This window comes from Morganella morganii (assembly GCF_041099235.1).
Lineage (GTDB): Bacteria > Pseudomonadota > Gammaproteobacteria > Enterobacterales > Enterobacteriaceae > Morganella > Morganella morganii_E.
In genome coordinates, this window is the sequence record NZ_JBFZSO010000006.1 from 219,504 (window position 1) to 237,447 (window position 17,944).

The 17,944-nt window shown below is 52.8% G+C and carries 20 protein-coding genes and 1 pseudogene; 12 read left to right on the plus strand and 9 right to left on the minus strand.

The window, feature by feature from the left end; translation table 11 throughout:
- Positions 1–192 precede the first annotated feature (192 nt).
- The 6 genes from dppB (at position 193) to AB7038_RS12235 (ending at position 6,860) form a co-directional block, all read left to right on the plus strand.
- Positions 193–1,212 carry a dipeptide ABC transporter permease DppB gene (dppB, locus tag AB7038_RS12210; RefSeq protein WP_015422405.1) on the plus strand — a complete coding sequence of 340 codons (1,020 nt, stop codon included), beginning with the start codon at positions 193–195 and terminating at the stop codon, positions 1,210–1,212.
- A gap of 12 nt (positions 1,213–1,224) precedes the next feature.
- Positions 1,225–2,127, plus strand: coding sequence for a dipeptide ABC transporter permease DppC (gene dppC / locus AB7038_RS12215; RefSeq protein WP_004236547.1), 903 nt, complete (start codon positions 1,225–1,227; stop codon positions 2,125–2,127).
- A gap of 10 nt (positions 2,128–2,137) precedes the next feature.
- The gene (gene dppD / locus AB7038_RS12220; protein WP_004236546.1) at positions 2,138–3,121 is read left to right on the plus strand and encodes a dipeptide ABC transporter ATP-binding protein; all 984 of its coding nucleotides are present in this window, start codon (positions 2,138–2,140) and stop codon (positions 3,119–3,121) included.
- Positions 3,114–4,112, plus strand: a complete 999-nt coding sequence (dppF, locus tag AB7038_RS12225) for a dipeptide ABC transporter ATP-binding subunit DppF (protein ID WP_440590468.1) — start codon at positions 3,114–3,116, stop codon at positions 4,110–4,112. Before dppD ends, dppF begins: the two co-directional genes overlap by 8 nt.
- A gap of 190 nt (positions 4,113–4,302) precedes the next feature.
- Positions 4,303–5,010 (plus strand): HAMP domain-containing protein, encoded by a 708-nt coding sequence (locus AB7038_RS12230; protein WP_072871412.1) that lies wholly within the window; start codon positions 4,303–4,305, stop codon positions 5,008–5,010.
- 164 nt (positions 5,011–5,174) lie between these two features.
- Positions 5,175–6,860, plus strand: coding sequence for a M16 family metallopeptidase (locus AB7038_RS12235; RefSeq protein WP_369453403.1), 1,686 nt, complete (start codon positions 5,175–5,177; stop codon positions 6,858–6,860).
- A gap of 56 nt (positions 6,861–6,916) precedes the next feature.
- Here the strand turns inward: AB7038_RS12235 and AB7038_RS12240 are convergent, their stop codons facing one another.
- The 3 genes from AB7038_RS12240 to yhjD all read right to left on the minus strand — a co-directional run bounded on the left by AB7038_RS12240 (position 6,917) and on the right by yhjD (position 9,254).
- Positions 6,917–7,939, minus strand: a complete 1,023-nt coding sequence (locus AB7038_RS12240; protein ID WP_369453419.1) for a serine hydrolase domain-containing protein — start codon at positions 7,937–7,939, stop codon at positions 6,917–6,919.
- Between the two features lie 8 nt (positions 7,940–7,947).
- Positions 7,948–8,154 (minus strand): 2-hydroxymuconate tautomerase family protein, encoded by a 207-nt coding sequence (locus tag AB7038_RS12245; protein ID WP_369453404.1) that lies wholly within the window; start codon positions 8,152–8,154, stop codon positions 7,948–7,950.
- A 107-nt stretch (positions 8,155–8,261) separates the two neighbouring features.
- Complete coding sequence (yhjD, locus tag AB7038_RS12250) at positions 8,262–9,254, minus strand: inner membrane protein YhjD (RefSeq protein ID WP_369453405.1); 993 nt, start codon at positions 9,252–9,254, stop codon at positions 8,262–8,264.
- Between the two features lie 192 nt (positions 9,255–9,446).
- Here yhjD and AB7038_RS12255 point away from each other — a divergent pair, with 192 nt between their 5' ends.
- Entirely contained in the window at positions 9,447–9,896 is a 450-nt protein-coding gene (locus tag AB7038_RS12255) for a putative T6SS immunity periplasmic lipoprotein (RefSeq protein WP_369453406.1), read from the plus strand.
- 45 nt (positions 9,897–9,941) lie between these two features.
- Here AB7038_RS12255 and AB7038_RS12260 read toward each other — a convergent pair whose 3' ends face one another.
- Positions 9,942–10,331 carry a DUF1090 domain-containing protein gene (locus AB7038_RS12260; RefSeq protein ID WP_108655654.1) on the minus strand — a complete coding sequence of 130 codons (390 nt, stop codon included), beginning with the start codon at positions 10,329–10,331 and terminating at the stop codon, positions 9,942–9,944.
- A gap of 189 nt (positions 10,332–10,520) precedes the next feature.
- On the opposite strand from AB7038_RS12260, the gene AB7038_RS12265 reads away from it, so the two are divergent.
- Together AB7038_RS12265 and gorA are read left to right on the plus strand one after the other, a co-directional pair.
- The gene (locus tag AB7038_RS12265; protein WP_072871403.1) at positions 10,521–11,363 is read left to right on the plus strand and encodes a 23S rRNA (adenine(2030)-N(6))-methyltransferase RlmJ; all 843 of its coding nucleotides are present in this window, start codon (positions 10,521–10,523) and stop codon (positions 11,361–11,363) included.
- A gap of 69 nt (positions 11,364–11,432) precedes the next feature.
- A complete protein-coding gene (gene gorA / locus AB7038_RS12270) occupies positions 11,433–12,785 on the plus strand; it encodes a glutathione-disulfide reductase (RefSeq protein ID WP_046024838.1) in 1,353 nt (450 codons plus the stop codon).
- A 162-nt stretch (positions 12,786–12,947) separates the two neighbouring features.
- Here the strand turns inward: gorA and AB7038_RS12275 are convergent, their stop codons facing one another.
- From AB7038_RS12275 to mobA, 5 genes and pseudogenes are all read right to left on the minus strand, one after another.
- Positions 12,948–13,349, minus strand: coding sequence for a GNAT family N-acetyltransferase (locus AB7038_RS12275; RefSeq protein ID WP_369453407.1), 402 nt, complete (start codon positions 13,347–13,349; stop codon positions 12,948–12,950).
- On the minus strand, positions 13,346–13,867 hold the full coding sequence (gene idi / locus AB7038_RS12280) for an isopentenyl-diphosphate Delta-isomerase (protein ID WP_368889482.1): 522 nt from the start codon (positions 13,865–13,867) through the stop codon (positions 13,346–13,348). Before idi ends, AB7038_RS12275 begins: the two co-directional genes overlap by 4 nt.
- Positions 13,868–13,995: 128 nt before the next feature.
- On the minus strand, positions 13,996–14,298 hold the full coding sequence (locus AB7038_RS12285) for an HdeA/HdeB family chaperone (protein ID WP_004236529.1): 303 nt from the start codon (positions 14,296–14,298) through the stop codon (positions 13,996–13,998).
- 211 nt (positions 14,299–14,509) lie between these two features.
- A complete protein-coding gene (gene mobB / locus AB7038_RS12290; RefSeq protein WP_368889608.1) occupies positions 14,510–15,028 on the minus strand; it encodes a molybdopterin-guanine dinucleotide biosynthesis protein MobB in 519 nt (172 codons plus the stop codon).
- A 36-nt stretch (positions 15,029–15,064) separates the two neighbouring features.
- A pseudogene (gene mobA, locus AB7038_RS12295) lies at positions 15,065–15,607 on the minus strand (molybdenum cofactor guanylyltransferase MobA); the annotation flags it as partial.
- A 220-nt stretch (positions 15,608–15,827) separates the two neighbouring features.
- Between mobA and AB7038_RS12300 the strand changes: the two are divergent.
- From AB7038_RS12300 to dsbA, 3 genes are read left to right on the plus strand one after another with little or no spacing between them, the layout of a single operon-like run.
- Positions 15,828–16,097 (plus strand): YihD family protein, encoded by a 270-nt coding sequence (locus AB7038_RS12300; protein WP_108943476.1) that lies wholly within the window; start codon positions 15,828–15,830, stop codon positions 16,095–16,097.
- Positions 16,098–16,105: 8 nt separating this feature from the next.
- Positions 16,106–17,092, plus strand: a complete 987-nt coding sequence (locus tag AB7038_RS12305; protein WP_440590469.1) for a serine/threonine protein kinase — start codon at positions 16,106–16,108, stop codon at positions 17,090–17,092.
- Positions 17,093–17,110: 18 nt separating this feature from the next.
- Positions 17,111–17,734 (plus strand): thiol:disulfide interchange protein DsbA, encoded by a 624-nt coding sequence (gene dsbA / locus AB7038_RS12310; RefSeq protein WP_368889480.1) that lies wholly within the window; start codon positions 17,111–17,113, stop codon positions 17,732–17,734.
- Positions 17,735–17,944 lie beyond the last annotated feature (210 nt).

Sequence of the window (17,944 nt, forward strand, 5' to 3'; positions counted from 1 at the left end):
GAAATGAGTGTTACCGGTCTGCCGCCTCCTCCGGGGGGCGGCAACCCTGTATCGAACCGCATTGCACGGACGACGCAGAACACATAACTAAAACAATATTATTCATCGTGTGAGTATAAAGGGAAAGTCCTCCCTTTCGTCCGGTCTTATGACCAGAGCGCTGTCAGCGGCCATTACAAGAGAAACAGGGATATGCTGCAATTTATCCTCCGGCGTGTCGGGATGGTAATACCGACATTTATCGGTATTACGTTACTGACGTTTATATTTGTTCATCTGATCCCGGGAGACCCGGTCACTATCATGGCGGGTGAGCGGGGAATTTCCCCTGAACGCCACGCCCAGCTGATGGCGGCACTGGGGCTGGATCAGCCTTACTGGAAACAGTACCTTCATTATATCAATGGTGTCCTGCACGGCGACCTCGGCCTCTCTCTGAAGAGCCGCCAGCCGGTGTGGGAAGAGTTTGTCCCCCGCTTTAAAGCCACGCTGGAACTTGCTGCCTGTGCCATGATTTTCGCCATTTCTGTCGGGATCCCGGTCGGGGTGCTGGCGGCCGTCAAACGCGGGTCGATCTTTGATCATACCGCTATCGGGGTCTCCCTGACCGGCTATTCGATGCCGATTTTCTGGTGGGGCATTATGCTGATCATGCTGGTGTCGGTGAATCTCGATCTGACACCGGTTTCGGGGCGGTTATCGGACAGTGTGTTCCTCGATGACAGTCAGCCGCTGACCGGCTTTATGCTGATTGATACCCTGATCTGGGGTGAGGACGGCGATTTTCATGATGCGGTGATGCATCTTATTCTGCCGTCTATTGTGCTCGGTACCATCCCGCTGGCGGTGATTGTCCGTATGACCCGCTCGGCAATGCTGGAAGTGCTGGGTGAGGATTATATCCGTACCGCCCGCGCCAAAGGGCTGAGCCGCATCCGCGTGATTGTGGTGCATGCACTGCGCAACGCGCTGCTGCCGGTGGTGACCGTTATCGGCTTACAGGTCGGCGTGATGCTGGCCGGCGCGATTCTGACCGAAACGATTTTTTCCTGGCCCGGTATCGGCCGCTGGCTGATTGATGCTCTTCAGCGCCGCGACTATCCGGTGGTGCAGGGCGGCGTTCTGTTGATCGCCATTCTGATTATCCTGGTTAACTTGTGCGTGGATTTACTCTACGGCGTCGTTAACCCGCGGATCCGTCATAAAAAATAACAGGAGCGCACAATGTCTGAGACGACAAATACTACCGTGACCCGCGCGCCTGAGCCGCTTTCCCCGCTGCGCGAATTCTGGCACTACTTCCGGCGTAACAAAGGCGCGCTGATCGGCCTGATCTATATTCTGCTGATGCTGCTGATCGCCGTTTTTGCCCCGCTGCTCGCCCCGCATCTGCCGGATGAGCAGTTCCGTGATCATTTATTACAGCCGCCGGTCTGGCAGGAAGGCGGCTCATGGCAGTTTATTCTCGGTACTGATGATATCGGCCGCGATATTCTGTCGCGCCTGATGTACGGCGCACGGCTTTCACTGCTGGTCGGTTGCCTGGTGGTGGCGCTGTCGCTGCTGCTGGGGGTGGTGATTGGTCTCGCCGCCGGGTATTTCGGCGGCTGGGTTGATGCCCTGATCATGCGTATCGTCGATATTATGCTGGCACTGCCGAGCCTGCTGCTGGCTCTGGTGCTGGTGGCGATTTTCGGTCCGTCGATTGTTAACGCCTCGCTGGCGCTGACCTTCGTGGCACTGCCGCACTATATCCGTCTGACCCGCGCGGCGGTGCTGACGGAAGTGAGCCGCGACTATGTGACCGCGTCTGCGGTGGCCGGTGCAGGGCCGGTGCGCCAGATGTTTGTCAATATTCTGCCGAACTGTCTGGCACCGCTGATTGTGCAGGCATCTCTGGGTTTCTCCAACGCTATTCTGGACATGGCGGCATTAGGTTTCCTCGGAATGGGGGCACAGCCGCCGACACCGGAGTGGGGAACCATGCTGTCCGATGTTTTACAGTTTACGCAGAGCGCGTGGTGGGTGGTGACCTTCCCGGGCCTGGCGATTTTACTGACGGTACTGGCGTTTAACCTGATGGGCGACGGATTGCGTGATGCCCTTGATCCTAAGCTTAAGCAGTAGAGGTGCAGACATGGCGTTATTAACAGTTGATAAATTATCTGTTCACTTCGGTGAAAAAGAGATGCCATTCCGCGCCGTTGACCGGATCAGCTATCAGGTTGAGGAAGGTGAAGTGCTCGGGATCGTCGGGGAATCCGGCTCCGGTAAATCCGTCAGTTCGCTGGCGATTATGGGGCTGATTGATTTTCCGGGCCGGGTGATGGCGGATAACCTTGAGTTTGACGGCCGCCATCTGCTGACCATCTCAGAAAAAGAGCGGCGTGAGCTGGTGGGCGCGGATGTGGCAATGATTTTCCAGGATCCGATGACCAGCCTGAACCCCTGCTATACCGTGGGGTATCAGATTATGGAAGCCCTGAAAGTTCACCAGGGCGGCAACCGGAAAACCCGGTTACAGCGGACTATCGATCTGCTGACGCTGGTCGGTATTCCGGATCCGAAATCGCGGCTGGATGTCTATCCGCACCAGTTATCCGGCGGGATGAGTCAGCGGGTGATGATTGCGATGGCGATTGCCTGCCGTCCGAAGCTGCTGATTGCGGATGAGCCGACAACGGCGCTGGATGTGACCATTCAGGCGCAGATCATTGAACTGCTGCTGGAGTTACAGCAGCAGGAAAACATGGCACTGGTGCTGATCACCCATGACCTCGCGCTGGTGGCGGAAGCCGCTCACCACATTATTGTGATGTATGCGGGGCAGGTGGCTGAGTCCGGTAAAGCATCGGATATCTTCCGCGCGCCGCGTCATCCGTATACTCAGGCACTGTTGCGGGCGTTGCCGGAATTCGCCGGTAACAAGAGCCGTCTGGCATCACTGCCGGGGGTTGTGCCCGGTAAATATGACCGGCCTGAGGGCTGTCTGCTGAACCCGCGCTGCCCGTATGCCACGGATTTATGCCGCAGCACGGAACCGGAACTGCGTACTGTCGGGGCGCGTCAGGTGAAATGTCATACCCCGCTGGATGATGAAGGGAGACCGGGCCATGAGTGAAACCACACAGCCGCTGTTACATGTCAGTGATCTGAAAAAATATTATCCGGTGAAGAAAGGCTTTTTCTCACCGGAGCGGATGGTGAAAGCCCTCGACGGAGTCTCATTTGATTTGAACCGCGGGAAAACCCTGGCGGTGGTCGGGGAGTCCGGCTGCGGGAAATCAACCCTCGGCCGTCTGCTGACCATGATTGAAAAACCGACCGGCGGGGAGCTGTTCTACCAGGGACAGGATCTGCTGGTGGCGGATAAACATGCCGAGAAACTGCGGCGGCAGAAAATCCAGATTGTGTTCCAGAACCCGTACGGCTCGCTTAATCCGCGTAAAAAAGTCGGGCAGATTCTGGAAGAGCCACTGGTTATCAACACTTCCCTCAGTGCGACAGAGCGCAAAGAGAAAGTGCTGGCGATGATGGCGAAAGTCGGTCTGAAAACCGAGCATTACAGCCGTTATCCGCATATGTTTTCCGGCGGTCAGCGCCAGCGTATTGCCATTGCCCGGGGGCTGATGCTGGATCCGGATGTGGTGATTGCCGATGAACCGGTATCCGCGCTGGATGTGTCCGTCCGCGCTCAGGTACTGAACCTGATGATGGATCTCCAGGATGAGCTGGGTCTGTCATATGTGTTTATTTCCCATGATTTATCGGTGGTGGAACATATCGCGGATGATGTGATGGTGATGTATCTGGGGCGTTGTGTGGAAAAAGGTACCAAAACGCAGATTTTTGAAAATCCGCGCCATCCTTATACACAGGCGCTGCTCTCTGCGACACCAAGGCTGAATCCGGCACAGCGCCGCGAGCGGATAAAACTGACCGGCGAGTTGCCGAGCCCGCTGAATCCGCCGCCGGGATGCGCCTTTGCCGCCCGCTGCCGTCACGCGTTCGGCACCTGTACTCAGTTCCGTCCGGAGCTTAAATCCTACGGCGGACAGCTGATTGCCTGTTTCGCGGTGGACAGGGAAGAAGAGGCAAAAATTTCCGCATAACATTCTGTTTTACAGTAAATTACAGAAAAACATGTTTTAACTGAACACAAACAGCGATAATGGAGGGCTCCGTTATCGCTGTTTGCTGTCTGACGGGTGAGATTAGATCAGCACAAAGCACAATGATGACGTATAATCACTGCGTATGACGAAAGATGTGATAACTGAATTGTAACGAAAGGCGTGGAATATGCGTGTAAAAGTCAGAAAGTCACTGACTATCAAACAGATGTCAGTTGTCGCTGCGGTGACTTTGGTGACGATCGCACTTTTTATGACGCTTCTGTTATCACATCTGATACAACAGCGGAAAGATGATTACATCAATCAGCTTTATAATTCGTCAGTACAGGTCAGGAAGCCGCTGGCAGATGCCTTGTTAGGGTCGGATTTAAACGCAATAAAATCGACGCTGATAACATTGCGGGCCAGCGGGATTTTAGGACGCGCGATTGTGATGACGCCGGAAAATGTTCAGGTGATAAGCCTGGATTTTGCCACACACCGTCCTATTCCCGGCACAGCAAAAATGATTTTCGGGATCCCGGTTGAGATTAAGGTTCCGCTTTACGCCTACGGCGTGGCACATACCGGCAAACCCCCGCAGGGTTATCTTATTCTTCAGGTGGATGATAACCGCATATACCGCTTCGCGATGAATGTTGTGGCACTGATGGTGACCAGTTATCTGTTACTGGCGCTGGTGCTGGTGATCGCGATAAGCTGGTGTATTAACCGCCTGATCGTGCGGCCGCTGCGTAATATGGCCCGTGAGCTGAACAGTGATGAGCCTGCGGAGCAGCTCAGTTGTTCGGCATACCATGAGGATGATGAACTTGGTTTGCTGGCGAAGGGTTACCGGAACCAGCTGAACAAACATAAACCGGAGTCATCATAAAACTTCCCGGACGGTTTGCTGTCTAAACCCAGACGAATCAAAAGGGCGTCCCGGAAGCCGGTCATTTTTTGCCTGTACGTATCGTCTGATATAACAGTATTTCCGGCATCAGTGGTAAACCTCAGAAGAAGGCATACCAGGGATTCATATTAAAAGAGGTTAGCATGCAACGCTCTTATTTACGTGTTTTACTCGGTGGCGTCCTGATTGCCGTCACATCTCAGTTACACGCAGAAGCATTACAGCCGGACCCGGCATGGCAGCAGGGTAAACTGGCAAACGGATTCAGCTGGCAGCTGCTTCAGACTCCGCAGCGCCCGAATGACCGCATACAGATGCGCCTTTCTGTTCAGACCGGCTCCATGATGGAAAAACCGGCTGAAAAAGGGTTCGCTTATCTCATCCCGAAAGTGGTGATGTTTAACAGCCAGAGCCTGAACACACAACAATTATCAAATCTGCTGCGTAACGGGATAAGCCCGGATATGCCGCTGCCGCCGGCGATTGTTTCCTATGATTTCACTCTCTATAACCTGAGCCTGCCGAATAATAATCCTGAGGTGCTGAAAGCGGCACTGAGCTGGATGGCGGATGTCTCAGGTCACGGAATTTTTAATCAGGAAACCGTTGCTGCTGCCCTGGCCGCGCCGGACTCTCCGGTCGCCACCTATCCGCCGAATATCAATGATCCTATCTGGCGTGCCCGGTTAAAAGGCACCACCCTCCAGGGGTTTGACCCGGTGCCGCCGCCTGCGGGCAAAATTGATGTTGAGGCACTGAACAGTTTCTATCAGCGCTGGTACACACCGGATATGGCGACACTGTATGTTGCCGGGCCGGTTGATAAACGCGCGCTGGAAGACGGCATCAGCAAAGCATTCGGCTCCCTGGAAGGTAAACGTCAGACGCCGGTCAGTGTCGCCACACTGCCGCCGATGAAACCTCGCTCAGTCCATGCCGTGAATGAAAATCAGAAAGACGATATGCTGGCGCTGGTCTGGGATCTGAACTGGTCTTCTGTCAAAGATTCGGATGCACTGAACCGTTACTGGTTAAATGACCTTGCCCGGGAAGCGCTTTTTGGTGCATTACAGCAGGGCATCGGCAAGAAAAATGAAAAATTCATGGCAATGAATATGGATTGCCGGATGCAGTATCAGCGCGCCAGCTGCATGCTCAGCCTGCGTGCACCGAATGAAAAAATGCCGGTGATTGTCTCTGAGCTGGCCGGTGAACTGGCTGTGCTGAAAGAAAAAGGGATTTCCGCTGAGAACTTTGATGCCCTGATTGCCATGAAACAGGCACAGCTTCAGCAGTTGTTTGCTATCTATGCCCGTACCACGACAGATATCCTGATCAACCAGCGTCTGATGTCCCAGCAGAGTAATATCATTGATATTCCGCCGGAGCAGTATCAGCGCCTGCGTCAGACGTTCCTGAATAACCTGACACCGGATGTGCTGAACGCAGAAATTCATGCGATCTTAGAGCAGGATACCGCATTCTTCTTTACTCAGCCGAAAGGCGAGACAGAAATGAATGTGGATCAGCTGCGCGCTCAGTTCGATAAAATAATGCATCCGGAGAAAGCGGTTGCTGCGGCAGAGAAACAGGCTGCGGCAGATGCGGAATCCGCTGAGAAAGCGGCAGCCGAAAAAGCAGCGGCAGAAAAAGCCGCCGCAGAGCAGGCCAAAGCCCCGGCGGTAACCCCGGAAGCGGCAGCGCCGTCACAGGAAGTGAAACCGGCAGCACCGGAAGCACCGGTGCAGGCACCGGCGAAAAAAGGCGGACAAAATGGTAACAACGAGCCACCGGCGGCAGATAACAACACCGACGGTGTCAGTGCCTGATTTTTGGTAACACCATGAAATAAAAAGGGTATCTTTCAGATACCCTTTTTTTATGACTATTCATCGTCCTGATACAAGCTGCTTTCCAGCAGATTCATCAGCCATGGCCGGGTATCACGGTTATTCACAAACCCCGCCGCCGCGATTTTTTTCTGCGGGTGATAGTAAGCTGCTGTTCCCCAGAATCCAAGGTGATACCAGAGTGTCTGGCCGCCCCGCTCTGTCACCATCACCCCGCAGCGGTAATCCTCCGCGCCGTCATGGCTGCCCGGTTTCAGCATAGTTTTAAGGGTGTCCGGCTTGTCAAAAATACGGCCCTCAAACAGATTTGCCATAAACACCGCCAGGGCATTCACCGACATAATCAACCCGCCGCCACCCCATAAATCCATGGTCGGACTGATGGTCTCCCCGTCAATATTGCCGAGATACTGATGTGCCCGGGGCGGAAGACCTGCCGGCGCCGGTTCTTCCAGTTCCCAGTAAGCAGATCCCATGCCCGGGGCATCAAAGCGCAGCAACTGCCGGACCGCCTGTGCCAGCGGCAGTTGCGTGACCCGTTCAATGATATCGCCCAGCAGCAGGTATCCGGTATCGGAATAGAAGTAACAGAGGCCCGGTTTCATCAGCGGATAGCCCCGGCTGACATACAGGCGGATCTGCTCATCCCGTGTCCAGAGATGGCCCGGGTCCGCGAGCACATCACGGATATACTTCTCATCGGCATGATCATACAGCCCGCTGCTGTGACTGAGCAGATGCTGCACCGTGATGGCATTCAGATCATAACCTGCCTCTGTCAGCCAGCGGACATAGTGCGGGGAGAGCAGCAATGCGACCGGTGAACTGAGGCTGAGTTTCTGCTGTTCATACAGGCGCAATACGGCGGCGGCCGTAAACGTCTTGGTATTGCTGGCGATCCGCACCGGAGAATCCGGGGTGACCGGCGTGCTGTCGCTTTTACTCAGCCCGCCGTGTGCCGCACCGTCCGGCAAATCACAGCCTTCACCGGTGAAACAAAATGCAGTGGCAAAGCCTGCCGGCTGAACCCCCTGCAACAGTGCTGACAAATTCTGCACCGGCATGATTATTTCTTCGCGTCAGCACGCAATGTTGTCACGCTCTGCCCGCCGACACCCCAGTTATCGGTTTCCACCTCATCAATAATCACAAAGGTTGAAGCCGGGTTTTTCCCCAGCACATCAACGAGTAATTGTGTGGCACCTTCAATCAGTTTTTGCTTTTGTTCTGCGGTCGCACCCTCTTTGGTGATGCGGATATTGATGAATGGCATAGAGGCTCCTGATAGATGTGGTTGTCTGCAACTGTCTGAATATCAGCCGGTAACGGTTCAGTATCCGTTACACTGACTGATATTCATACCATATTGCAGCCAAAATCTCAGGCGGTTTTATTTTTTTGGATGTCAGTCGCAATCCAGGCGGCAGAAAAGAGGATCAGCCGTGCGAAGAAGTAGAAAAAGGCCATCAGGCCGATAACCGAACCAAATGCAGCACCGGACGGGGAGGCCGCCATATTCGGCAGCAGCCAGGTCATAATGGTTTTCAGGATCTCAAAGCCGATAGCCGCCAGCAGTGTGCCTTTCAGCAGGGAGCGGCGGCTCAGCTTCATACGCGGCAGTATCCAGAGAATCCAGGTAAACAGCAGATAGTTGGCGAGGATAGAGATGGTCAGGCCGATGGCTGTCCAGGCGGGACGCAGCCACTCGATAGCATCCAGGCCAAGAAACGTGACAATCCGGGCCTGCGCGGCACCGGCAATGGAGGTCAGGGAAAGGGTGATCACCAGCGCCACCAGCAGGCCGATCAGCGCCAGAAAATCCCGCAGATAGCGCAGGAACATGTTCTCTTTGACTTCAATATCCGGCTCCCACTGGTCGTGATACTGCGCCCGGATAGCCATCCGCAGATTGCCCACCCAGTTCACCCCGGAATAGAGTGCCAGTGCCAGACCGGTTAACCCCACGGTCGCACGCTGGCGGATGGCGGTATCGATACTGCGTTCAATGGTGGCAGCGAGTGTCGGGTCGCTGATACTGTTGGCGACACCGCGGATAAGTCTGGTCAGCAGTTCCGGATTAAAGGCCAGAACATAACCGGCTGCGGCAAAAGAGACCATCAGAATCGGGATCATGGATAAGAATGAGAAATAGGTAATCGCTGCACCGAACGGGCTGCCCATTCTGTCATTAAAGCGGGTGGCGGTGCGGATCAGATGGGCAATAAACGGAATATCGCGGATATAATTCCCGGCTTTCACACTCCATTTCAGGGCTTTTTTCCCCTGTTTTAACCCTTCATCAAAATTCTTCCGCAGGGGTTTTAATGATGATGTGCTGTGGTCATCTTCCGGTGTGTCGTGTTCCCGGGTCATGTATCCTCGCTTGTTCGGAAATTGATTCCGTTTAAGTTTACTACAGGACTCACCGGATGAACAATTCAGGTTCCGGTATAACGGGCTTCAGAATTTCCCGATTGATTAACGGGGATAATAATATGTAATTAGCCGCGCTTATTTCTTCTCAGAATAATTAAAACAAATACCAATTTATAAGATGTTCACAATATGAATAATAAATGTGTCTTTCCCGGGAATAACCGGGGAATTTACCGCTGTTTGCTGATGCCGGTTATTCCGCTGCTTATTACCGGATGTGTTTATAAACCGGAAGGACCTTATTTACCGGCAAAAGTGGTGGTCGTGTCAAACCATGTGTGTCTGCTTACCCGCCCGGAAGGGGATGAGAAAATTATCCGCCTGGATATTAATGAAATTGGTAGTGAAAATAAACGGCTGTTAACGCATACCTTTACCCCGGAGCAGGCGGCGGTCAGCCGGAACCACTGTATTTCAACGCAGAATTATCCCTTCCGGAGCGGATATTCCTATACTGTGCTGATAACGGTCGGGTCAGACGTTCAGCGCCGCCTGAATATTCATCCGGGAACGCGCAATTTTGAAATCCGCTTTCAGTTGACTGATTATTTTGGTCAGTTAAGAGCAACGGAGTTTTAATACTGTTTGCCGGTTTCTGTTGTCAGAAAAACGGCAGCGGCATGATTACTTTAATAATGCATCCAGTTCCGCCTGCGCTTCTTTTAATTCCGCTTCGGCTTCGGCCAGTTTGCGTTCGCGTTTGGCAATCTTACTGATATCGCCTTTATCGATGGCTTTTTGTAAATCGGCTTTGCGCTCTGCCACTTCTTTTGTCCGGTCACTGACTTCATCACGGGCATCATCACGCAGACTGTTTGGTGTGCAGTAAGTATTCACATTCTGCAGAGCCCGCTCCAGGCCCTGCACCCGGTGTGTATTGCCGTGAGCTTTGGCATAGCTGAGCTGCTCCTGAATTTTGCTTTTTTTGATGTCACAGCCATTCTGCGCACTCAGCGCGGAGGTGCTTACCAGTAATGCACCCAGAGCCAGTGCAGCAGTTGTAAAACGTGTCATGTTTACCTCGTTATTTATACTAGTCGTCATTTTATGACTATCAATAATGACAATGGTTCATTATCACGCCGCACAGATGAGGAAAGGGCATTGGTTCTTTCCTGCCGAAATCAGGTTATACTGATCACTTCAATTTGTACTGATATTCTTGTTCCGGGTGGTGCACACCCGACCATCTGAGGCCCTTGTATGCTTAGTTACCGCCACAGCTTTCACGCCGGCAACCATGCGGATGTGTTAAAACACACCGTCCAGAGTCTGATCATTGAATCATTAAAAGAGAAAGATAAACCCTTTTTGTATCTGGATACGCACGCCGGTGCCGGGCGTTATCAGCTCAGTGGCGAGCATGCGGAGCGTACCGGGGAGTACCTGGAAGGGATCGCCCGTATCTGGGCGCAGGAATCAGTGCCGGAAGAACTGAAAACGTATCTTGAAGCCGTCAGTGCACTGAATCCGCGTGGTGACCTGCGTTTTTATCCGGGTTCGCCGCTGATCGCCGCACATTTGCTGCGTGATCACGACAAATTAAATATCAGCGAACTGCATCCGTCTGATTTTCCGCTGCTGCGCAATGAATTCAGCCGCGATAACCGTGCCCGTGTGGTACGGGAAGATGGTTATCAGCAACTGAAATCACAGTTACCTCCGTCATCCCGGCGCGGATTTGTGCTGATTGACCCGCCGTATGAACTGAAAAGTGATTATCAGGCTGTGGTGAAAGGGATTCAGGAAGGTCACCGCCGCTTTGCAACCGGGACTTATGCGGTCTGGTATCCGGTGGTGCTGCGCCAGCAGATCAAACGGATGGTAAAAGATTTTCAGGCAACCGGGATCCGCAAAATTCTGCAAATCGAGCTGGCGGTGCGCCCTGACAGTGATCAGCGCGGTATGACCGCATCCGGCATGATTGTGATTAATCCGCCGTGGAAGCTGGAATCGCAGATGAAATCCGTGCTGCCGTGGCTGCATAAAGTGCTGGTACCGGAAGGTACAGGGCATACACTGGTTGAATGGATCACACCGGAATAATTCGTTTCCGCTGCGGGCATGACGGCAGCGGGTGTTTATGTATTGACTGATAAATGGAACGAGCCAACTATGAGCAAACATTACGATTATATTGCAATCGGCGGCGGCAGTGCCGGTATTGCGTCTGTAAACCGGGCAGCAATGTACGGGCAGAAATGTGCCCTGATTGAAGCAAAAGCGCTCGGCGGCACGTGTGTTAACGTCGGTTGTGTCCCGAAAAAAGTGATGTGGTATGGTGCGCAGATTGCGGAAGCCATCCGCCAGTACGGCCCGGATTACGGGTTTGATACCACCATCAACCATTTCAGCTGGGACAAACTGCTGGAAAGCCGTTCTGCGTATATTGATCGTATTCACCAGTCTTATGAGCGCGTTCTCGGCAATAATAAAGTGGATGTGATCACCGGGTTTGCCCGTTTTAAAGATGCACACACGGTGGAAGTAAACGGTGAAACATACACCGCGGATCATATCCTGATCGCCACCGGCGGCCGTCCGGTTCCGCCGTCCATTCCGGGCGCGGAATACGGCATTGATTCTGATGGTTTCTTCGCACTGAAAGCTCTGCCGTCACGTGTGGCGGTGGTCGGTGCCGGGTATATCGCCGTGGAACTGGCCGGGGTGCTGAATGCCCTGGGCAGCGAAACACATCTGTTTGTCCGTAAACATGCACCACTGCGTAATTTCGATCCGCTGATCACAGAAACGCTGGTCGAAGTGATGAATACCGAAGGGCCGTCACTGCACACCAACTCTGTACCGAAAGCAGTTGTGAAAAATGCTGACGGCAGCCTGACCCTGCAACTGGAAAACGGCCACGAGCAGACTGTGGATTGCCTGATCTGGGCTATCGGCCGTGAACCGGCAACAGACAATATCAATCTCGATGTGACCGGCGTGAAACTCAACGATCGCGGTTATATTCAGGTGGATAAATACCAGAACACTTCAGTTCCGGGTCTGTATGCGGTGGGTGATAATACCGGTGCTGTTGAACTGACCCCGGTTGCGGTTGCCGCAGGCCGCCGTCTCTCTGAGCGCCTGTTTAACAACAAGCCGGACGAGCACCTGGATTACACCAACATCCCGACCGTTGTCTTCAGCCACCCGGCTATCGGTACCGTGGGTCTGACAGAACCACAGGCGATTGAGCAGTACGGCGCGGACAATGTGAAATGCTACAAGTCCTCTTTCACCGCCATGTATACCGCTGTCACCAGCCACCGCCAGCCATGCAAAATGAAGCTGGTGTGTGCGGGTAAAGACGAAAAAATCGTCGGTATCCACGGCATCGGTTACGGCATGGACGAAATCCTGCAGGGCTTTGCGGTCGCACTGAAAATGGGCGCCACCAAGAAAGATTTCGATAACACCGTGGCCATTCACCCGACAGCAGCAGAAGAGTTTGTGACGATGCGCTGATGGCACATTAATTGATACTTATGTCTGCAAAGCAGGCCGTGACGATGTCCGGCCTGCTTTCTTTTTACGTAATGACAATGACACTACGCCGGGCCATGTTAAAGAGGATGTAGTACTGTTTCCGGAGGAGGATATGACGAAACTATTCTGAATAGCTGATGGTCACCCGAACTTCTTCGACATTCCCTCTGATGCCGGGCTGACCGATTTCCAACCGAGTTTTTCATAGAAACCGGGTTTATCCGCGACCATCGAGACATAAGAGCCTTCGAGTGTGGCGGATGCAAGATAGCCATCGATATCGTCCATTATCCGGCGGCCGAGCCCCGCACCCTGATATGCCGGATCAACGGCGACATCAACCACCTCAAAATTACAGGCACCGTCACCGACCACGCGCCCCATGGCGATAAGTGTTCCGTCATCACGGATGGTCACGATATATAAACTGTTGGGCAGCCCGATCTCAGCGGCTTTCAGTGATTTTGCCGATAATCCGGCCTTAATGCGCAGCGCGCAGTACTCCTGTGCGGAAGGCGCACGTTCTTCTGTAATCAGCGTCATGAGGTTGCTATCTGTAATAAGGGGGTTTTTTTGACAATGACCTTAAACCATTCGGCAAAATGTTGCGGATGGTCATGCATCTCTTTTTTCAGGTCAGTGAGTGATATCCGGCGCACGGCAGCGACTTCCTGCGGGTTCAGGGAAAACGGGCCGTTATAGTGACCGGTAAACAGGTGGTCATATTCATGTTCAATGAGTGACGGCGGAACCTCTGCACGGTAAATGATATGGCCGGCAGGCCGCAGAGGACAGGTGATCCCCAGCTCTTCCTGCAGACGGCGCTGCGTCGCCTGTTCCAGCGATTCACCACGGCGGGGATGGCTGCAGCAACTGTTGGCCCACAATCCGCCGGAATGGTATTTGCTGAGCGCACGCTGCTGGATCAGCAGCTCACCCGCATCATTAAACAGGAACACAGAAAACGCACGGTGCAGTAATCCGAGCTGATGAACGCGGAGTTTTTCATCATACCCGAGGGTATTATCATGTTCATCGACCAGAATCAGTTCGTCACTCATTATATCTTTTATCCGGTAAAGCGGCTGAAAGATATACTGTAGCAAATATGCGGCGGAAAGTTTGCCGGAATAGTGGCATAAAAACGCCGGAATATATCTCCGGCGCCTCATTATTTATTCCGGGGGAATTATTTATTGCGGGCAGCCAGGTAATCCTGAAGTGTGCCTTCCGGGAATTTCTTGCAGAATTCAACGATTTTAGGTGCTTCCGCAACCCCTTTTTCTGACAGTGCCACAAAGTCACCGCCCGGGTATTGTGTGTCTTTGCTGATCACCCACAGGGCAACCGGTGCCCAGCTTTGCGGGTTCAGATTAACGAATTCTTTGCAGGTCATTTTATCGGGTACCTGAATATCCGCAGGTTCAGCGAGAGCCACTGAGGAAAATGCACTTGCAGCAACCAGACACGCGGTGACGAAATACTTTTTCATGATAAATAAACCTCGTTTTTTGTTTCAGGAAATACAACCGAATACGTTATTCAGAATAGATCAAATAACGTCATATTCAATATTTCTCCCTTTTTAAAGAAGAAATAATAATATTAAATGGTTTTTTCAGGATAAAAAGTATGAGCATACAGATGAGACTCATATCGGGCCGGGTAACATGATTTTATGTCAGGCCCGATATGAGTGACGGTTACGGATTGTTTTCCAGCCAGCTGACAATAAAGTTGCGGATGGCAGTGATATTGTTGATATCCAGTTGCGGCACCGTGACATCCTGCCGTGGCTTATCTGACGCAAACGCAATAACGAACTCATCCAGCAGTGTCTGGTACGGACGGTCAGTCACATCGCGGAACAGGGCGATTTTTGGTACAGATTCCCCCTTGAACCCTTCCACCAGGATAAGATCCAGCTCCCGTGTATCAAAGCGGGCGGCCAGTTGCATCAGGTCAGGCTCCGCACCGCCCGGGGTTTCGGTCATCAGTGCAAACCGCTCCTGACTGACCACCAGAGTCTGATAAGCGCCGGCTTTACGCAGCTCATAGCTGTCTTTTCCCGGGGTATCGACATCCATATCATGATGTGTGTGTTTGACCAGCCCGATGCGCAGCCCGCTTTCCCGCAGTTGCGGGATCAGTTTTTTCAGCAGGGTGGTTTTACCGGTGCCGCTGTAAGCCGTGACGGCCAGCAGTGGTACCGGATGCGGCAGCCGGTGCTGTTTTTCCCATTCCCGGCACTCTGCAAGGGTATTAAGATTGATGAAATCACCGGGATTTGCATCAAATGTGACGGCTTTTGCGCCGATGTTATTCATAAACAGCAGAAGTTTGCGATCGCCGCCGATAAGATATTCTGTCAGCGGCGTGATCAGCGAGCGGTGACACAGCGCAAAGGCCGGATGGGCCCGCTGGTGATCACAGGCATAAGCGCACAGAGCATCGCCTTTCTGCTGCCAGAGTTTTTCTGCCAGGTCCGCCGGGAACTGCGGCACATCACACGGCACAAACAGCACCCAGTCGTGCAGGGCGTTTTCAAGACCGGCCAGCATCCCGGCAAGCGGACCCGGAAAATCCGGTAATGTATCCGCGATCACCCGCAGGCCGGTGGCGTGATAATCCCGCGCATTGCGGTTGGCATTGATAAAAACGTCATCTGTCTGCGGGGCGAGCAGCTTTACGCTGTGCAGATAAAGCGGGATCCCGCCCAGTAATACCAGGCCCTTGTCCTGTCCCTGCATCCGGGTGGCCCGGCCGCCGGCAAGAATACAGCCGCTGAGTTGCATCATCATTTTCAGTTTCTCTGACAATCTCTGATAAATATTCTGAACTTATCTTAACAAGGATTCCGGTATAGTGAGCGCGAATATCAATGCAATGGTCGTTATAATCACGGATAATACGCCGCAGTTATTACAGCCTGCCAATATTTACGCATCCTGACAGTCCTGTTCTTTCCGGAGCGGCGGATAATTGGTAATGTGTTACGATCTTGCTTATAAGGAATTTATTATGAAATGTCATCGTCTTAATGAGGTTATCGAACTTCTGCACCCTGTCTGGCAGCAACATTCTGATCTGAACCTGATGCAGATGTTACAGAAACTGGCTGACGAAGCCGGGTTTGAGGGTGAATTATCTGACCTGACCGATGATATTCTTATTTATCACCTGAAAATGCGCGGCTCTGAGGCAACAGAGGCCATTCCGGGTCTGAAAAAAGATTACGAAGAAGATTTTAAAACCGCTCTGTTACGTGCTCGCGGCATCATCAAAGAGTAATGCAGACGATTACCCCGCCGGTTTTCACTTTTCAGGATTTCCGGCCTGACCGCCTGATCGACAGCCTGAGCCGTTACGGTATCTGGCTTGATTCCGGTCTGACGGAACTGAACAGCTACGAAAACCGCGTATATCAGTTTACGGACGAAAACCGTACCCGCTATGTGGTGAAGTTTTATCGTCCGGCGCGCTGGGATGAGGCGCAGATCCGTGAGGAGCACGACCTGACCCTGACGCTGGCTCAGGCCGGGCTGCCGGTCGCAGCACCGCTGGCGTTTGACGGCGACACGCTGCTGTCACAGGACGGTTATCTGTTCGCGCTGTTTCCGTCGGTCGGCGGACGGGCGTATGAGACGGATAACCTTGATCAGCTGGAAAGCACCGGGCGGCTGCTCGGACGACTGCACCAGATAAGCCGGGAACGCTGTTTTGTGCACCGCCCGTCCATCGGATTGCAGGAATATCTGCTGACACCGCGTGAAATCCTCGCGCAGTGTCCGCTGATCCCGCAGGCGCGTCGTGACAGCTTTATAGCGACACTGGATACTCTGATCCGTGAGACATCTGCCCGCTGGCACGACGACTGGCATGCCATCCGTCTGCACGGGGATTGTCATCCGGGTAATATTTTATGGCGTGATGAACCGTGGCTGGTGGATTTCGATGATGCCCGCAATGGTCCGGCGGTGCAGGATCTGTGGATGCTGCTCAGCGGGGATACGGATTCGCGCCGTTATCAGCTGGATATTCTGCTCGATGCCTATCAGGAGTTTTGTGACTTCGATACGCGGGAGCTGGCACTGATTGAACCGCTGCGCGCCATGCGCATGGTTCATTTTTTATCCTGGGTGGCACGCCGCTGGCAGGATCCTGCTTTTCCACGGGCATTTCCGTGGATGGCGGAAGGTGATTTCTGGTCACAGCAGCAATCACTGATGACTGAACAGACAGCCGTACTGGCGGAGCCCCCGCTGACGCGCTTTCTGCCTTATTGATTTTCAGGAGAGATAAAGATGAAGAAACTTTGGTTAGCGCTGATTGGATTTGCGATGTCATTCAGTGTCTTTGCAAACCCGGTATCGGGAAAAGAGTACACCGAACTGAGCACCCCGGTAACAAATCAGCCTGACGTGGTGGAGTTTTTCTCCTTCTACTGCCCGCACTGCTACCAGTTTGAAGAAAACTTCAAAGTGCCGGAATCCATCAGCAAAAATCTGCCGGAAGGGGCGAAACATGAACGTTATCATGTTGATTTCCTCGGCGGCCCGATGGGACCTGAACTGACCAAAGCCTGGTCTGTGGCCATGGCGATGGGTGTTGAGGACAAAGTGACTCCGATCCTGTTCGAAGGCATTCAGAAAACCGGTACAATTAAAACCCCGGCTGATGTCCGTGAGGCCTTTATCAAAGCAGGTGTGACCGGCGAGGATTATGATTCCGCCGCTAACAGCATCTTTGTGAAGTCCCTGATTGCCAAGCAGCAGAAAGCCGCTGCGGATTACAAATTACGCGGTGTGCCGGCGGTCTTTGTCAAAGGTAAATACCAGATCAACAACGCCGGTCTGGAAGTCAAAGATGTGAATGAATATGGTAAAGCGTTCTCTGATACGGTCAATTATCTGCTCAAACAGAACTGATCACAGAATCTGAATCTCCGGGAAGCAATGGCGGTAACGCCATTGCTTTTTTACTATCCACATTAATCAAGTGATTACAACGGCAGATTATCTTGCGGCATTCGTTTATAACCTATTGATTTTTTTGAACGAGATTCAGGCATATCGCGCTGCAGACAGTGATTTACATAGGGTTCATAAATTTACCCACAAAGTTATCCACAGCTTGTT

What these genes read in the sequence shown, in the direction of transcription:
- dppB (WP_015422405.1), top strand. Translation starts at nt 193, where the DNA reads ATGCTGCAATTTATCCTCCGGCGTGTCGGGATGGTAATACCGACATTT.
- dppC (WP_004236547.1), top strand. Translation starts at nt 1,225, where the DNA reads ATGTCTGAGACGACAAATACTACCGTGACCCGCGCGCCTGAGCCGCTT.
- dppD (WP_004236546.1), top strand. Translation starts at nt 2,138, where the DNA reads ATGGCGTTATTAACAGTTGATAAATTATCTGTTCACTTCGGTGAAAAA.
- dppF (WP_440590468.1), top strand. Translation starts at nt 3,114, where the DNA reads ATGAGTGAAACCACACAGCCGCTGTTACATGTCAGTGATCTGAAAAAA.
- AB7038_RS12230 (WP_072871412.1), top strand. Translation starts at nt 4,303, where the DNA reads ATGCGTGTAAAAGTCAGAAAGTCACTGACTATCAAACAGATGTCAGTT.
- AB7038_RS12235 (WP_369453403.1), top strand. Translation starts at nt 5,175, where the DNA reads ATGCAACGCTCTTATTTACGTGTTTTACTCGGTGGCGTCCTGATTGCC.
- AB7038_RS12245 (WP_369453404.1), bottom strand. Translation starts at nt 8,154, where the DNA reads ATGCCATTCATCAATATCCGCATCACCAAAGAGGGTGCGACCGCAGAA.
- yhjD (WP_369453405.1), bottom strand. Translation starts at nt 9,254, where the DNA reads ATGACCCGGGAACACGACACACCGGAAGATGACCACAGCACATCATCA.
- AB7038_RS12255 (WP_369453406.1), top strand. Translation starts at nt 9,447, where the DNA reads ATGAATAATAAATGTGTCTTTCCCGGGAATAACCGGGGAATTTACCGC.
- AB7038_RS12260 (WP_108655654.1), bottom strand. Translation starts at nt 10,331, where the DNA reads ATGACACGTTTTACAACTGCTGCACTGGCTCTGGGTGCATTACTGGTA.
- AB7038_RS12265 (WP_072871403.1), top strand. Translation starts at nt 10,521, where the DNA reads ATGCTTAGTTACCGCCACAGCTTTCACGCCGGCAACCATGCGGATGTG.
- gorA (WP_046024838.1), top strand. Translation starts at nt 11,433, where the DNA reads ATGAGCAAACATTACGATTATATTGCAATCGGCGGCGGCAGTGCCGGT.
- AB7038_RS12275 (WP_369453407.1), bottom strand. Translation starts at nt 13,349, where the DNA reads ATGACGCTGATTACAGAAGAACGTGCGCCTTCCGCACAGGAGTACTGC.
- idi (WP_368889482.1), bottom strand. Translation starts at nt 13,867, where the DNA reads ATGAGTGACGAACTGATTCTGGTCGATGAACATGATAATACCCTCGGG.
- AB7038_RS12285 (WP_004236529.1), bottom strand. Translation starts at nt 14,298, where the DNA reads ATGAAAAAGTATTTCGTCACCGCGTGTCTGGTTGCTGCAAGTGCATTT.
- AB7038_RS12300 (WP_108943476.1), top strand. Translation starts at nt 15,828, where the DNA reads ATGAAATGTCATCGTCTTAATGAGGTTATCGAACTTCTGCACCCTGTC.
- dsbA (WP_368889480.1), top strand. Translation starts at nt 17,111, where the DNA reads ATGAAGAAACTTTGGTTAGCGCTGATTGGATTTGCGATGTCATTCAGT.